At 73.2% G+C, this 16037-nt stretch carries 14 protein-coding genes; all 14 read left to right on the top strand.

Annotated features, from left to right (window positions below; genetic code table 11):
• The first annotated feature begins 2 nt into the window (after window positions 1–2).
• A complete protein-coding gene (locus tag AB0924_RS32475) occupies window positions 3–2036 on the top strand; it encodes an ATP-binding protein (protein ID WP_366913392.1) in 2034 nt (677 codons plus the stop codon).
• Between the two features lie 192 nt (window positions 2037–2228).
• A complete protein-coding gene (locus AB0924_RS32470) occupies window positions 2229–3446 on the top strand; it encodes a DUF4157 domain-containing protein (RefSeq protein ID WP_366913391.1) in 1218 nt (405 codons plus the stop codon).
• Window positions 3447–3566: 120 nt separating this feature from the next.
• A complete protein-coding gene (locus AB0924_RS32465) occupies window positions 3567–5129 on the top strand; it encodes a phage tail sheath family protein (RefSeq protein WP_366913368.1) in 1563 nt (520 codons plus the stop codon).
• 34 nt (window positions 5130–5163) lie between these two features.
• Window positions 5164–5604 (top strand): phage tail protein, encoded by a 441-nt coding sequence (locus tag AB0924_RS32460; protein ID WP_020938519.1) that lies wholly within the window; start codon window positions 5164–5166, stop codon window positions 5602–5604.
• Window positions 5601–6098, top strand: coding sequence for a hypothetical protein (locus AB0924_RS32455; protein WP_366913367.1), 498 nt, complete (start codon window positions 5601–5603; stop codon window positions 6096–6098). The genes AB0924_RS32460 and AB0924_RS32455 overlap by 4 nt, the downstream gene beginning before the upstream one ends.
• Window positions 6095–6253, top strand: coding sequence for a DUF6760 family protein (locus AB0924_RS32450; RefSeq protein WP_366913366.1), 159 nt, complete (start codon window positions 6095–6097; stop codon window positions 6251–6253). Before AB0924_RS32455 ends, AB0924_RS32450 begins: the two co-directional genes overlap by 4 nt.
• Window positions 6254–7169: 916 nt before the next feature.
• Window positions 7170–9245: a hypothetical protein gene (locus AB0924_RS32445; protein WP_366913365.1), complete on the top strand. Its 2076-nt coding sequence runs from the start codon at window positions 7170–7172 to the stop codon at window positions 9243–9245.
• Between the two features lie 39 nt (window positions 9246–9284).
• Window positions 9285–9710: a phage tail protein gene (locus AB0924_RS32440; RefSeq protein WP_366913364.1), complete on the top strand. Its 426-nt coding sequence runs from the start codon at window positions 9285–9287 to the stop codon at window positions 9708–9710.
• A 73-nt stretch (window positions 9711–9783) separates the two neighbouring features.
• Window positions 9784–10506, top strand: coding sequence for a LysM peptidoglycan-binding domain-containing protein (locus tag AB0924_RS32435; protein WP_366913363.1), 723 nt, complete (start codon window positions 9784–9786; stop codon window positions 10504–10506).
• Window positions 10503–12356: a VgrG-related protein gene (locus AB0924_RS32430; protein WP_366913362.1), complete on the top strand. Its 1854-nt coding sequence runs from the start codon at window positions 10503–10505 to the stop codon at window positions 12354–12356. Before AB0924_RS32435 ends, AB0924_RS32430 begins: the two co-directional genes overlap by 4 nt.
• Window positions 12357–12389: 33 nt before the next feature.
• Window positions 12390–12707, top strand: a complete 318-nt coding sequence (locus tag AB0924_RS32425; RefSeq protein ID WP_333774650.1) for a PAAR domain-containing protein — start codon at window positions 12390–12392, stop codon at window positions 12705–12707.
• The gene (locus tag AB0924_RS32420; RefSeq protein ID WP_020938511.1) at window positions 12707–13129 is read left to right on the top strand and encodes a GPW/gp25 family protein; all 423 of its coding nucleotides are present in this window, start codon (window positions 12707–12709) and stop codon (window positions 13127–13129) included. The genes AB0924_RS32425 and AB0924_RS32420 overlap by 1 nt, the downstream gene beginning before the upstream one ends.
• Window positions 13129–15093, top strand: a complete 1965-nt coding sequence (locus AB0924_RS32415) for a putative baseplate assembly protein (protein WP_366913361.1) — start codon at window positions 13129–13131, stop codon at window positions 15091–15093. The genes AB0924_RS32420 and AB0924_RS32415 overlap by 1 nt, the downstream gene beginning before the upstream one ends.
• A complete protein-coding gene (locus AB0924_RS32410) occupies window positions 15090–15653 on the top strand; it encodes a phage tail protein (RefSeq protein WP_366913360.1) in 564 nt (187 codons plus the stop codon). The genes AB0924_RS32415 and AB0924_RS32410 overlap by 4 nt, the downstream gene beginning before the upstream one ends.
• Window positions 15654–16037: the final 384 nt, after the last annotated feature.

Below are 16037 nucleotides of genomic sequence, written 5' to 3'. Positions count from 1 at the left end.
GCATGGTCGAGGAACGGGTGCGGCACGCGGTGGCCGTCCGGCGCGCCGCCGATCCCGATCCCGACGACCCCTACCGTGGCCAGTACCTCACTCCCGAGGCAGTCGCCCGCGTCCTGGACGAACCGAGCGGCCTCGACGTACCCGCTCACGAACCCCCGGATCCCCCGGCCGGCTCCGTCCTCGGCGGTCTCGCCGCGCGATTCGGCCTGTCCTCGCTGGATCTGGACCTGCTGCTCGTTGCGGTGGCGCCCGACCTGGACGCACGGTTCGAACGGCTCTACGGCTACCTCAACGACGACCTGACGCGTCGTCGGCCCACGGTCGGGCTCGCCCTGGAGCTGTGCGGGCTCGCAGGGGCGGCGTCCGCGCGCTTCCGGCTGGCCCCCGAAGCGGCGCTGGTCGCCAGTGGTCTGGTGGAGGTCACCGAGCCCGAACGGCCGCCGCTGTCCCGGGTGTTGGTGGTTCCCGACCGGGTCACCGGACACCTCCTGGGGAGCGCGCAGCCCGACGCCCGGCTCGCCGGGGTGCTCGGCGAGGTCCGCGAGGACCCGACCGCCGAGGCGGCGGACGTCCACCGGGCCGCGGCCGCGGCCGGCACCGGCCTCGTCCAACTGCGCAGCCGGGGCGGCGACGCCGAGGGGCTGGCCGTAGCAGCCCTGCACGCGGCCGGGTTGCGCCCGCTCGTCCTGGACGCAGCGGCACTCGCCCGGCGCCCCGGCGACGTACCGGCGCTCGCCCACGTGGCCGCGCTCGAAGCCCGCCTGACGGGTGCCGGGGTCGTCCTCGGCCCCCTGGACGCACTGCCCGGGGAACCAGCCGAACGGGCGTGCACGCTGGGGGCGTTGTGCTCGGCGCTGCGCGGGATTCCCCTGCTCACGCACGGCACCCTCGGCTGGGACCCGCTGTGGGCTGCCGACACCCCCGTGGTCCTGACCGTGCCAGCGCCCACTCCCGAGCGGCAGGCCGCGCGCTGGCGGCACGCCCTCGACCGGGCCGCCGGTGACAGCCCTGGCCATGGCTTCGGCAACGGCTCAGGGACCGGCGACGCCGATGAGCTCGCCCGCGCGGTCGCCGCGCACCGCCTGGATTCCGGGCAGTTGCGCCGCGCCGCCGACGTGGCGGTGCGCACAGCCACCCTCGCGGGCCGCCCGGTCCTCCCCGACGACCTGCGCACCGCCGTACGAGCCCAGAACGGCGCCGGGCTCGACCGGCTCGCCCGCCGCGTGGAGCCGGGAGTCGGCTGGGACGACCTCGTGCTGCCCCCGACCACTCACCGGCGGCTGCGCGAACTCGCGCTGCGCGCCCGCCATCGCGAGCAGGTGCTCGGGCAGTGGGGGATGCGGCCCGGCGGCGGCCGGGGGCGCGGCGTGATCGCGCTGTTCGCCGGCGAGTCGGGCACCGGCAAGACCATGTCCGCCGAGGTCGTCGCGGCGGACCTGGGCATGGACCTGTACGTGGTGGACCTGTCCACGGTCGTCGACAAGTACGTGGGAGAGACCGAGAAGAACCTGGAGCGGATCTTCACCGAGGCGTCCGCGGTCAACGCGGTGCTGCTCTTCGACGAGGCCGACGCGATCTTCGGCAAGCGCTCCGAGGTGAAGGACGCGCACGACCGGCACGCCAACATCGAGTCGGCGTACTTGCTGCAGCGCATGGAGTCGTTCGACGGGATCGCGGTGCTGACCACCAACCTGCGGGCCAACCTGGACGAGGCCTTCACTCGCCGCCTGGACGTGGTGGCGGACTTCCCGGTGCCCGACGCCGGCCAGCGCCTCGCCCTGTGGGAACGGTGCCTGGGCGACCGGCTGCCCCGGGCCGAGGACCTGGACCTCACCTTCTGCGCGGACCGCTTCGAACTGGCCGGCGGCTCCATCCGGGCGTGCGCGGTGACCGCGGCCTACCTCGCGGCGGAGTCCGGCGAACCGCTCACCATGCGGCAGGTGGTGACGTCGGTGGCGCAGGAGTACCGCAAGCTCGGACGGCTGGTGCTGGAGGGCGAGTTCGGGCCGTATCTGGCGGAGGCCGCCGGCGCCTGAGGGCCCGCCCGGGACAACGCCGTTGCCTGAAGGGGCAGAGTCCCGCGACGGCCGCACCGGGGGACCCGAGGGTCTGGTACTACGGGTTTCGACCCTGCGAAAGGACTGCGGATGCGTGCCCACGAGCAACCAAAAGAGGCCGACGGACAGGGGCGGACGAAGGCACGGCCGGCGGCACCTGCCCCGGCCGGGATGCTGGCTCTGCAGCGCTCGGTGGGCAACGCGGCCGTGGCCCGTATGGTCGAGGAGGAGCGGCACGCCCACGGAGACTGCTCCGGAGCGCACCCGGAACGGCAGGACGGGCAGCCCGCGGTGCAACGCTCGTCGGTGCACGGCGTCCTGCGCTCCGCCGGGCGGCCGCTGACCGGACCGGTGCGGAACGAGATGGAGAGCCGCCTCGGCGCGGACTTCTCCGACGTACGGCTGCACACCGGTGCGACGGCCCGCGCATCCGCCGCCGAGGTCGGTGCCCGCGCCTACACCTCCGGCAGCCATGTCGTCATCGGAGAGGGCGGGGCGGACCGGCACACCCTGGCCCACGAGCTCACCCATGTCATCCAGCAGCGCAAGGGTCCGGTCGCCGGGACCGATCACGGCAACGGGCTGAAGATCTCCGACCCGTCGGACCGGTTCGAACGTGAGGCGGAGGCGAACGCCACCCGCGCCCTCGCGAAACCACTCGCCCTCGCGCAGGGGCCCGAGGACAAGGAGAGCGGTGCGGCTCCCGCGTCCGCCGGCGCCGTCCAGCGGATGCCCGCCAAGCGGGACAGGACCGCCGCCGAGCTGAAGGGCGACAGCCCGCCGCCGCAGCGCCGCAACACACGGGCGAGCCAGAAGCCGGCGGCCGATCTCGACCATCCGACCCTGACGTTCACCTCCTCCTACACGGGCCCGGCGAGCCAACGGCTCGACGCGGACCAGGAGATCGGATTCAACCAAGCCGCCGTGCTGCACAATCCGGCGAACGCGCCCCAGCGCGTGTCCAGCAACTACCACTTCTGGCAGCAGGTCACCGACCAGAACGTGCAGATCATCGCCAACGACGACGGCCACCGCGAGGTGCCGTCCTCACGGGACTGGGTGCAGGACGGCCCGTACCGACCGAACTACACCAACGCGGTCATCACGGACGCTCAGGACGCCATCACCTTCACGGACGACCCCGGCTTCAGTACGTCGGCGCGGATGAGCTCCGGATACTGGCTGAAGTCGTACAGCGTGAGCTTCCGCTGGAAGGTGGCGCGGAACACGGGCCGCTGGAACACCAATCTCCCCGCCTGGACCAGCCCCGAGGTCACGCACACAGCGACCTCGGCCTTCGACCCCGACAACCCCGAAGCGTCGGTGCCGATCGACGCCCAGGCGGCGGGCAACAGGTCGTGGCTGGTGGACCTGACGAACGTGAGTTAGCCGGGAAAGGCAGCGGCCTTGCCCCCGGCGAGGTCCGCACGTCCCTGTCGCCCCGGCGGACCCCCGCGCAGACTCGGCCTGGACACAGCTGACAGACCCGTAGGACGCGAAGGAGCCAGCATGCCGACGTACCTCACCCCGGGTGTGTACGTGGAGGAGGTGCAGTCCGGTGCCCGACCGATCGAAGGGGTCGGCACCGCCGTCGCCGCGTTCGTAGGGTTCGCCGAGCGCGGCCCCTTCCACGCGCCGACGCTGGTCACCAGCTGGGACCAGTACTCCCAGGCGTTCGGTGGTTTCACCGAGGGCACCTACCTTGCCCACGCGGTCTACGGCTACTTCGCCAACGGCGGCGGCGCCGCGTACGTGGTGCGCATCGGCGGCTCCGCCGAGGACGCCACCGCCCCGTCCGTGGGCGGCGGCCAGCGGCGTCAGGCCACCAAGGCCGTGGAGGCGGTGGAGCTCGGCGGCTTCCTGGTCGCGGCCAAGCCGGGCGTCTCCGGCGTGTCGGTGGAGATCGCCGACGCGGACGGCGAGAACCCGCCGGAGGACCGCTTCAAGGTCCTGGTCCGCCAGGGCGACCAAGTGGTGGAGACCTACGAGGCCTCCACCCGCAAGAACGTCAGGGGGTACCTGGTCAACCAGGCCCGCGCCTCCAACCTGATCGAGGTCACCGAGCAGCGGGGCGCCGCCCAGAGCAAGCCCGCCACCCAGACCGTGGCCCTGCCCGACGCCCCGGGCGGGGCCGCCGCGAACGGCTCCGGCGAGGTGGTCGGCCTCGACCCCGCCGAGTATGTCGGCGACGCCGCGGCCCGCACCGGGTTCGCCGGCCTGGAGACCATCGACGAGATCACCATGGTCGCCGTGCCGGACCTGATGAGCGCCCACCGGCGCGGCGACATCGACGCCGAGGGCGTACGCACCGTGCAGCTCGCCGTCATCTCGCACTGCGAGCAGATGGGCGACCGGGTGGCCGTCCTGGACACCCCGCCCGGGCTCTCCGCGCAGCAGGTGCGCACCTGGCGCAACGACGAGGCGGGCTACGACTCCCGCTACGCCAGCCTCTACTACCCGTGGGTGCGGGTCTTCGACCCGGCCGCCGGGCACAACACCACCGTCCCGCCGAGCGGTCACATCGCCGGCGTCTGGGCGCGCAGCGACGCCGAACGCGGCGTGCACAAGGCGCCCGCCAACGAGGTGATCCGCGGCGCGGTGGACCTGGAGGTCCGGCTCAGCAAGGGCGAGCAGGACCTGCTGAACCCGATCGGCGTGAACTGCGTACGGGCCTTCCCCGGCCGGGGCATCCGGATCTGGGGTGCCCGCACCCTCTCCTCCGACCCGGCCTGGCGCTACCTGAACGTGCGCCGCCTGTTCAACTACCTGGAGGAATCCATCCTCCTGGGCACCCAGTGGGTGGTCTTCGAGCCGAACGACGACCGGCTGTGGTCCAGCATCCGGCGCAACGTCACCGCGTTCCTCACCGAGGAGTGGCGCCGGGGAGGCCTGTTCGGCCGTACCGCCGAAGAGGCGTTCTACGTGAAGTGCGACCGCGACAACAACCCGCAGGAATCCATCGACCAGGGCCGCGTCGTGTGTGAGATCGGCGTCTCGCCGGTCAAGCCCGCCGAGTTCGTGGTGTTCCGGCTGGCCCAGTTCTCCGACAGCACCAGCCTCATCGACGAGTGACCTGCGGGTCAGCAAGGAAAGGTGACAGACAGTCATGGCAACGGGCGATGCTCTTTCCACCCACGTCTTCGGCGTGCAGCTCGGTGGCTACCTGGTCGAGTCGATCCAGGAGATCAGCGGGCTGACCGTCGAGGAGGAGGTCGTCGAGGTCAAGCAGGTCAGCGCCGAGGGCAAGCAGATCATCCGCAAGCAGCCCGGAGCGCGGCAGGCCGGTGAGATCACGATCACCCGGGGACTCGACCAGAGCAGCGAGTTCACCAAGTGGATCAAGGAGACCCTGAACAACGGGGCCGTCAACACCGCGCGGCAGAACCTCACCATCGAGATCAAGGACACCGAGGGCAACACGGTCCGCCGCATTCAGCTGATGCAGGGCTGGGCCTCCAAGTGGGAGGGCCCGTCGCTGAAGGCGGGCGAGTCCGCTCCGGCCACCGAGTCCGTCACGATCACGTTCGAGGAGATCGTCGTCGAATGAGGCGCCGTACGGTCACGGCGGGCAACCTGGAGGAGATCCTTCAGGCGACGGCGCCCGCCCAGACGCCGGAGCAGCAGGCGGCGGCCACCCCGGCCGCCGCCCCGCCGCGCCGGGAGGACCACGGGCTGCGCACGGAGTTCGAGTTCGAGCTGCCGCGCGGGTACGTGGACGACGACGGCACGGTGCACCGGCACGGCTCGATGCGCCTGGCCACCGCACGGGACGAACTGCGGCCCCAGATCGACCTGCGGGTCAAGGAGAACCCGGCGTACCTGAGCGTGGTGCTGCTGAGCCAGGTAATCACCCGGATCGGCTCGATCACGGATGTGCACGCCGGGGTCGTGGAGCGGATGTACGCCACCGACGTCGCGTTCCTCCAGGACTTCTACCGCCGGGTCAACAGCGAGGGCCACACCCGCGCCGCGGTGACCTGCCCGCACTGCGAGGGCGGCTTCGAGGTCGACCTCTCGGGTGGGCGCCTGGGGGAATCGTGACGTACGCCCTTCCCCGGCTCCGGGAGGAGATCGCGTACATCGCCTACCACTTCCACTGGCAGCGCGAGGAGATCCTCGAACTGACCCACGACGAGCGCCGGCAGTGGGTCGCCGAGATCGCTCGCATCAACACCCGTGTCAACGAAGGCGGTTGAACGCATGGCATGGCGGGACAGGCTGCGTCGCCGGGCCGCCGCGCCGGACACCGCACGCCGTCCGGGTGCGGACCGCTCCGGCGCCGCGGAGAATGGCCCGGCCGGCGACGGCCCGGACCGGGGCACATCCGGCGACGGTACTGACCGCGGCGAGTCCGGCGGCCGGGGTTCCTCCGTGCCCGGCGACTGGGACGGCGGTTGGCGTCGCGCCGCGCCGCCGCAGCTCACCGTGGCCCGCTCCCTGCTCGGGGTGAGCGACGGGCTCGTCTTCCGTGCGGGCCTCGCCTCCTGGCAGAACCCGTCGTTCGACTCGGGTCTCGGCCACGCGGTGCTGTCCGCCGCCCCGACCGGTCTGGTGCGCGGCGTCGCCCGTCCTGCCACCCCGCAGGCCACCCGGGTCGGCGGGGGTCCACTGCTGCTCCGGGCGCTGCGCCCGGAGGGGGCGGGTGGCGAGGCGGACGGTGCGTTGGACGCCGGGAGTCCGGCATCCGTCGCCCCACAGACTTTTCGTAGCCGTACTGGACCGGCGGACGGAAGATCCGGGCAAAAGCCCGCGGTGGCGCGCTCTGGGGGCAACAGCGCGGTAACGACGGGAAGTTCGGGCGACTCCCCACAGACCCGTGGTTTTACGTCCGCCGATTCCCCCGCCGCGCTCTCCCCATCCTCGCCGCCCGTCCAGCGTGCCGCGCCGCCGGGTGCCGATCCGGTCGTGACCCCCTCCGACCCGGACCATCGGACGACGGCCGCTCCGGCGATTCCTCTGGTACGGCGTGTGTCGGTGCTCCCGGACGCAGCCGCAGGCGGTGGAGCGACCCGGCCCGTGTCGCAAGCGCCGTCCGGTTCCGGGGGCCGTACGCCTTCCGGCCCGGCCGTCCGGGCCGTCCCGGTGGCACCTTCCCTGACTGTCGCCAGGCGCGTGTCCGGACCGGTACGCCGCGTCACCGCCCTGCGGCCCGCCACTCCGGCAGCCGGCAACGCCACCACCGCCGCCGTACAGCGCGCCGCCACGAGCGAGCCAAGCCGCGTGCCCCTCGGCGCCCCGACGCGCGAACTGCTCTCTCCGGCCGCGCCGTTGGCGGAGGACGCTCCGGCGCCGCACACCGCGTCCGGCCCGGCGTTGCCTGTCGTCCGGCACCAGGCGGAGGGCTCGGATGTGGTCGGTGCGCAGGGGACGGAGCCGGCTGCCTCCGGCGGCGCCCGGGTGCGCGGTGGTCTGGGTGCGCCGCTGTCCGCGCTGCCGCCGAGTGCCGAGCTGCCCGGCACCACCGCCCTCAGTTCAGGCACCTCGCCCGGTCCGACGCTGCCCGTCGTCCAGCGCCAGGCGGACGACGTGGCCGACACGCCGCGCCTGCACGACAGCGGCGCGCAGAATGCCCCGGACGGCGCCCGCGTGCGCGGCGGCCTGGGCGCTCCGCTGTCCGCGCTGCCCCCCAGCGCCGAGCTGCCCGGCTCCACCGCCCCCACTTCAAGCACCGTGCCCGGCGCGGCGCTGCCCGTCGTCCAGCGCCAGGCGGACGACACGGCCGGCACCTCGCGCCCGCACGAATACGGCGGCGCCCAGGGAACGGTCCACCGCGCCCCCAACGGCGTCCGCGGCGGCCTGGGCGCTCCGCTGTCCGCGCTGCCGCCCAGCGCTGATGTGCCCGGCGCCACCGCATCCCGCGCTCCCGCTCCCGCAGTCCAGCGTGCTCCGGCGCAACAGGACGGCAAGTACCAGACAACTCCACCGTCCTCTACGGCAGTTGGTGACCGGAGACCCTCCACCGCCAGAGCGGACGCGCCGCTGCTGGGGGCGGGCGACGTAGTCCAGCGCCGTCCCGCGGACGACTCCTTTGCCGGGGGCGTCGCGTCACCGGGCGTCGCGGACCACGGGAGCGGGTCCGCAACGCCGTTGGTGATGCCGTCCGCAGCAGCACCCGCGGCTGCCGTAACCCCGGAAAGCCCGGCAGGAGACGTACGACTGCCCGGTACGGGGTCCGGCGGTCAGGCCCCGTCCGGCGGGCAGCGGACCCGGGCCCCCGGTTCGCCGAGCCTGGTCGTCGTCCCCCGAGCCGTAGCCGTGGCGACCGGAGGCGCTCAGCCGCACAGTGCGCCCCCGCTCACCGTCACCCGCCCCGGAGCGCCCTCCGGCCCGGCGGCACCCCGCACCCTCCAACTGCTCCCCGCCCGCCCGCTCACCCTGAGCACCCGGGCCACTGAGGGCGCGGCACCGCCCGTCGCCGCCCGCTCCGGCGGCCGTCCCGTGGTGGCGGCGCGCTGGCCGGGCGTAGCGGCTGCCCCGCAGGCTGACCCCGGGCGTCCGACGCCAGGGCCGTCCCCGGTCGCCCCGGCGCTCTCGCGGGTCCAGCGGGCCGTGGCCGCGCCGCCCGCGGGACGGGAGAACTCGGGCGTACGAAGCGCCAACTCGGCGGGTCCGGTAGGTTCCCCCAGCCCAGTCCAGCGTGTCCCGGTCGTCCGGCCCGCACCGCCGGGTCAGGGGCCGGTCGGCTCGGCCCCCGCCGTCCCGGCAGGATCCCTGCCGGTCACCGCCCCGCAGGCGCCGCCGCTCGCGGACCGCCCGGCGAACGCCCCGGCATCGGCTCAGCCCGTCCCCGTGGTTCTTCCGGTGACCGGGGGGAGCGGCCGGGCGGCGACCCCCGTTCAGCGCGACATCACCGACACCAGCGGCGCCGGCCTGCTCATGGGGGCAACGACGAAGGCGGAGCGGGACCGGGTCCGCGAACGTTCGCGACCGGCCGCCACGCCGTCCGCCGCCGGCCTGCTCATGGGCGACGCGGCGAAGGAAGTCCCGACGCATGGCCGTTCGCGCTCGTCCTCCACCTCATCCGCCTCCGGCAAGAGCGCGGAGCAGCGCGCCGAGGCACCGAAGGACCCCGGTCTCGACCTGGACGACCTCGCGCGGCGCCTGCTCGACCCGATGGCCCGGCTGCTCCGCACCGAGCTGCGGCGCGGCCGGGAACGCACGGGCCGCCCCTACGACGGACGCCGCTGAGGGCGTGGAACGTGAGCGCACGGAACGGATGACGGACGCATGACCGACAACATCTTCGCCACGAGCGTGTTCTTCAAGCTCGCCATCGGCGGCAACGACCTGGGCGCCTTCCACACCTGCTCCGGCATGGGCGCCGAGGTCGAGATGGAGAGCTACGCAGAGGGTGGCAACAACGGGTTCACCTGGCAACTGCCCGGCCGCGTGACCTGGTCGAACATCACGCTGAGCCGGCCGGTCACCGCCGATACGGCGAAGATCGCCCGCTGGCTCGACGAGACGCTGAAGCGGGTGACGCCCAAGGACGGCGAGATCGTGGCGCTGAAACCGGACCTGACCCGGATCGTCAGCTGGCAGGTGTCCGGGATCGTTCCGGTGCGCTGGCAGGGACCCTCCTTCGACCCCGCCAACTCCGAGGCGGCGGTGGAGACCCTGGAGATCGCCCACCAGGGGCTGCGCCCGTCCTGACCCGCCGTCACGCACCGCTCCCACCCGCCGCCCCTGAGACTTACCCCTACGCCCCCGGAAAGGAGGTCCCGACATGTGTGCAGCGCTCCGCTCCAGTCGGACCAGGGCCCAGCTGACCCTGAAGGAGCCACCGACCTCCGTCGGCGCGAAGCCCGGCGGGACGATCACGCAGCTCAACCTCCAGTTCAACCCCTCCACGCTGCAGTTGAGCAAGACCACCGAGTGGCGGCGCACCCCGTCCCGGATGGCGGGGGAGTCCGCGCTGCCCGAGTTCGTCGGCAGCGGCCCGCGCACGCTGAGCCTTGAGGTGTTCCTGGACGCCACCGCCACCCACGACAACTCCGTGGAGAAGGCGGTGGAGAAGCTGATGAAGGGGTGCGTGCCGACCAAGGCCAGCCTGGGCCGCAAGAAGCCGGCCAGCCCCTGGGTGCGGTTCGAATGGGGGACCGCCCGGACGACCTCCTTCGACGGGGTGCTCTCCAGCCTGTCGGTGTCGTACACGCTGTTCGACGTGGACGGAAAGCCGCTGCGGGCCACCTGCTCGCTGTCTATCGAGGAGGCGAGTGTCGATCCGCCGGGCCAGAACCCGACGTCCGGCGCGCGCACCGCCCGCAGCACGCACATCGTCGTGGCGGGCGACTGCCTGGCCCTGCTGGCCTGGCGGGAGTACGGCGACGCGACGGCCTGGCGGGCCATCGCGGAGGCGAACGACATCGACGACCCCATGGCGCTCGAACCCGGCACCGAACTGGTGGTGCCGGGGCTCGGCGACGCGGGCGCTGAGGAGGAGCGGTGACCACACCCGAGGCACGGGGTGGCCGGTCGTTCGCGGCGGACCCCGTCGTGGAGACGCCCGGCGAACTTTCGCCGATCTGGGCCGCCCAGCTGGTGAGCTGCGTGGTCGACGAGAACGTGGGCCTGCCCGACGCGGCGGTGCTCACCTTCCGCGACCCCGACCACGAGTTCCTGCAGTCGACCGGCATCACCATCGGCACCCCGCTCAAGGTGTCGGTGGTCACCGTGTCTGGGCAGGCGCGCGAGCGGCTGTTCAACGGCGAGGTGACCGGCATGGAGGTCGACCGGGACAGCACCGGCTCGTTCACCGTGGTGCGCGCCTACTCCAAGGCGCACCGCCTGCAGCGGGGCCGGAAGGTGGTGGCGTACCGGAACATGACGGCGTCGGCGATCGTCCGCAAGGTCGCCGCCGGGGCCGGGCTGACCTGCGGGACCGTGGAGGCCGCGCCGGTCACCTACAAGCAGCTCTCGCAGGCGAACGTGTCCGACTGGGACTTCCTGCAGTTCCTGGCGGGCGAGAGCGGCGCGCAGGTGCGCGTCGACGACAAGGGCGTGCTGCAGTTCACCAAGCCCGAGAAGGCGTCCGGCGCGCCCGCGCCCTCGACCCCGGCCACGCGGAACCCGATGGTGCTGGAGTACGGGCGGAACCTGCTGGCGCTGCGGGCCTCCCTGTCGGCCGCGGACGGGGCCTCGCAGGTGGAGGTGCGCGGCTGGGACGTCACCACCAAGAAGCCGCTGGTGGCCCGCAAGCCGTCGGTGAACAGTGACACGGTGGTGCCGGGGCTGAGCCCGGCGCTCGCCGCCCGGTTCGGCACGTCGTCGAAGCTGACCGTCACGGACACCCCGTATCGCACCCAGGCCGAGACGACCGCGGTCGCCGACGCCGTGGCCGATCAGGTCAGCGCGGGGTTCGCCGAGTTGGAGGTGCTGGCCGAGGGCAACCCCCGGCTGCGGGCGGGCAAGCCCGTGGCGCTCGGCAACGTCGGGCAGGCGTTCTCCGGCAAGTACACGGCGACGGCGGTGCAGCACGTCCTGGAGCCGCACGGCGGATACCGGACGACGGTGTGGGTCAGCGCCAGCCCGGACCGCTCCCTGACGGGCCTGGTGACCGGTGCCAACGCGCCGGGCCGCGGCCCGCGCATGCCGGGTCTGGCGATCGGCGTGGTGACGGACGTACGCGAGCAGGGCGGCGCTCAGAACGGCGGGGTGCGGCTGAAGTTCCCCTGGCTGGACGACACATACGTCACCGACTGGGTGCGCACCGTGCAGTGGGGCGGCAAGGGCGGCGGGGGAGTGGTGAGCCCCGAGGTCAACGACGAGGTCCTGGTGGGCTTCGAACAGGGCCTGCTGGACAGCCCGTACGTCATCGGCGGCCTCTACAACGGCGTGGACAAGCCGTCGCCGCACGACATCCCGCTGATCGACAAGACCACCGGAAAGGTCAACCGCCGCTCCGTCGTGTCGCGTTCGGGGCACCGGGTCGAGTTGCTGGACGCGAGGGCTCCGGGCAGGTCGGGCGTCCGGCTCAGATCCGCCGACGAGCGCCTGGAAGTGTTCCTCGACAACCGGCGCGACCGGATCGAGCTGACGGTGTACGCCGCGAAGGGCGGTACAAAACCCCTCTCCTCCGTCGTGCTCGACAAGAACGGCATCACCCTGGACGCACGACAGGGCGACGTGAGCGTGTCGGGCCGGAACGTGGACATCAACGGCAGGGTCGGAGTGAAGATCGGCGGCCGCACCGTGGACATCGACGGCAGCCAGTACGTGAACATCAAGGGCCGCACGGGCGTCACCGTCGACGGTGGCCTGCTCGGCGTCCTCAAGGCCAAGCTCATCCGGATCAACTGACCTCAGTCCCCTACCTGCCGCAAGGAGCACCGCATGCCAGCCGCAGCCCGTACCGGTGACCCCACCAACCACGGCGGTGTGATCGCCACCCCGCCGCCCGGCGCGGCCCTGAAGGTGGCGACCGTGCTGATCGGAGGCCGCCCCGCCGCGGTCGTGGGCAGCGTGCACACCTGCGCCATGCCCCCGCACCTGGCCCTGGGACCGGGCAACGTGATCATGCCCAACCCGGCCGCTGTCACCGCGGGCATGGTCCTCATCGGCGGGCTGCCGGCCGCACGCGCACGCGACCAGACGTCGTGCGGCGCGCAGATCGTGACCGGCGCCATGAACGTCCTGATCGGGGGCGTGTGATGAGCGAGCGGTTCATCGGACGGGGCTGGGGCTTCCCGCTGCGGGTCGGGCCGACCGGCGGCATCGGCATGGTCGAGCGGGAACAGGAGATCGAGGAGGCGATCCGCCTCGTGCTCGGCACGGCACCCGGCGAACGCCCGATGCGCCCCGAGTTCGGCTGCGGCATCCACGACTACGTCTTCGCTCCCGGCGACGGCGCCACCGCCGGACGTATCGCGCAGCAGGTGCGCGAGGCCCTGGAGCGGTGGGAGCCGCGCATCGCGGTGGACGACGTGGTGGTCGCCTTCGACGCGATCGAGGACGGCACCCTCTACATCGACGTGCACTACACCCTGCGTTCCACCAACGACCGGCGCAACCTGGTCTTTCCCTTCTACACGATCCCCTCCGAGGAGGGGGCCGAGGAATTGGTCGCCGACTGATGGCCCTGCCCTCCCCCAACCTGGACGACCGCCGGTTCCAGCAACTCGTCGACGAGGCGAAGCGGTACGTGCAGCAGCGCGCCCCGGAGTGGACCGACCACAACGTCTCCGACCCGGGCGTCACCCTGATCGAGACGTTCGCCTATCTCGTGGACCAGCTGCTGTACCGGCTGAACCGGGTCCCGGACAAGAACTACACCGCGTTCCTCGACCTGTTGGACATCCGGCTGTTCCCGCCGGCCGCGGCCGGCGCCGAGGTCGACTTCTGGCTGTCGGCGCCGCAGCCCGACACAGTGGTGCTGCCCGCGGGCACCGAGGTCACGACCGTGCGCGGCGAAATCGACGAACCCGTGGTGTTCGCGACCACGGACGAACTGCACGTCGTGCCCAGCGAGTTGACGCGTCTGGTGACCGCGCCCCGGACCGGCGAGCAGACCGACCGGACCAGGGAGATCAACGAGGGCAGCGACGTGCCCTGCTTCCAGGCGGCACCGGAGCCGGGCGACGCGCTGCTGTTCGGCCTGCCGACGGCGGTGCCGCGCTGCGTCGTCGCGTTCCACCTGGACAGCCGCGTCGAGGGCGTCGGCGTGGACCCGCGCCAGCCCCCGCTGGTGTGGGAGGCGTGGGACGGCGGCGGCTGGCGGGTGTGCGAGACCGGCGAGGACACCACCGGCGGCCTGAACCGGCCCGGCGAGGTCATCGTCTACGTACCGGCCGGGCACACGGCGTCGGTGATCGGCGGCGCCCGGGCCGGCTGGCTGCGCTGCCGCGTCACCGAGGCGGAGCCGGGCCGGCCGTTCTACTCGGAGTCCCCGACGGTGCGCGAGGCGGCGGTGTTCACCGTGGGCGGCACCATGTCCGTCGAACACGCCGAGACCGTGACCGACGTGCTGCTCGGCACCTCGGAGGGGGTCGCCGGGCAGACGTTCCGGCTCGGCCGCCCGCCGGTCCTCCTCGACGGTGAGCCCCCCGTGGTGGAGGTGTCCTCGGCCGAGGGCTGGCAACGCTGGGAGGTCGTCGAGCACTTCGGCCGCTCCGGGCCCGACGACCGGCACGTCCGCGTGGACGCCACCAACGGCGAGTTCGGCTTCCCGCCGGTGCTGCGCGAGCCCGACGGCACGCTGCGGCAGTGCGGCGCCGTACCGCCCAAGGGCGCCCAGATCCGGGTGGCCCGCTACCGCACCGGTGGTGGCCCGGCGGGCAACGTCGCGCGCGGCGCGATCTCCGTGCTGCTCAGCTCCGTTCCGTACATCGCCCAAGTCACCAACCGGGAGGCGGCGCGCGGCGGCGTCGCCGGCGAGACCCTCGCCAACGCCAAGCTGCGGGCTCCGGACGCCCTGCGGATGCAGGAGCGCGCGGTGACCGCCGAGGACTACGAGGTCATCAGCCGCCAGGCGGCGCCCTCGGTGCGCCGGGTCCGCTGTCTGCCCGCCGCGGAGGGCGGCGCGGGTGCGGTACGGGTCCTGGTGGTGCCGGACGCGGTCGCCGACGAGGGCGACGACCGGCTCCGTTTCGAGCAGCTGGTCCCCGCCGACCAGGTGCTCGAGGCGATCACCGCGAGCCTCGACGAGCGACGCCTGATCGGCACCCGCCTCGTCGTCGAGCCGCCGGTCTACCAGGGCGTCACCGTCGTGGCCCGGCTCGCGGCGGCACCGGGCGACACCGACAGAGTGCGCGACGCGGCGCTCGCCGCACTGTTCCGCCACCTCAACCCGCTGCACGGCGGACCGGACGGCACCGGATGGCCGTTCGGGCGGCCGGTGCAGTACGGGGAGGTGTTCGGCGTGCTGCAACGCGCCACCGGCAACGCGCTGATCGAGGAGATCCGGCTGTTCCCCGCCGACCCGATCACCGGGCGGCGCGGCGCGCCGGTGGACCGCGTCGACGTGGCCGCGGGCGCGCTGGTCTTCTCCTACCAGCACCAGGTGGTCGTCACGGCCGTAGAGCCGGAGGCGGGGGGATGAGCCGGGCCGCCGTACCCGACCTGCCGAGCCGCCACCCGATCGGTGGGCAACTGCCTGCCCTGTACGCCGACGACGACTTCGCGCAGCGCTTCACCGCCGGCCTCGACACCGTCCTCGCCCCGGTGTTCGCGACCCTCGACAACCTGCCCGCCTACCTCGATCCCCGGGTCACCCCGACGGACTTCCTGGCCTGGCTGGCGTCCTGGGTGGGCGCCGACGACGACCCGCAGTGGGCCGTGGAACTGCGCCGCGAGGCGGTTGTCCGCGCGGTGGAGCTGCACCGGTGGCGGGGCACCAGGCGCGGCCTGGTCGAAGCCCTGCACCTCGCGCTCGGCGTGCACGCCGAGGTGACCGACGACGGCGGCGCGTGGTGGTCGAACACCGCCGGAGCCGACCTGCCGCCCGAGCCTCCCGGCGAGCCCCTGGTCCGGGTGTGGCCGGACCGCGAGGCGCAGGTGGACGTGCACCGCGTCCGCGAGATCGTCCGGGCTATGTGCCCGGTGCACACCGTCTGCCGGGTGGAGGTCCTGCCCGGCCCACCCTCCGACGAAGGCAGGTGACGCCATGCGCGCATGTCCCGCCTGTGGGGCGTCCAACAACCCCGGGGACGACTTCTGCGGCAACTGCGGCGCGTACCTGGGCTGGTCGGACGATCCGTCGGCCGCGAGCACGCCAACGGTCACGTCGCCGGAACCGGAGCGGTCGGAACCGCAACCGAGCACACCCTCGCAGCCCCCGGCCGCCCCGGATCCCGCCCCGGCTCCCGCATCGTCTACGGCGGGCGCGTCCACGTCCGCCGCACCTCCCCGCACCTCGTCATTGCGCAGCCGGCTGACCGGCCGGACCCGTAGCGAGGCCAGCGGGCCGAGCGCGGCGCAGGCTCCTGCCTTACATTCCGGCGCCGACGAGGGTCCGGATGCCCGGCCCGGCCAGGACGACACGAC

The organism is Streptomyces sp. NPDC047869 (assembly GCF_040704065.1).
GTDB lineage: Bacteria > Actinomycetota > Actinomycetes > Streptomycetales > Streptomycetaceae > Streptomyces.
This window is presented reverse-complemented; position numbering and strand designations above follow the sequence as displayed.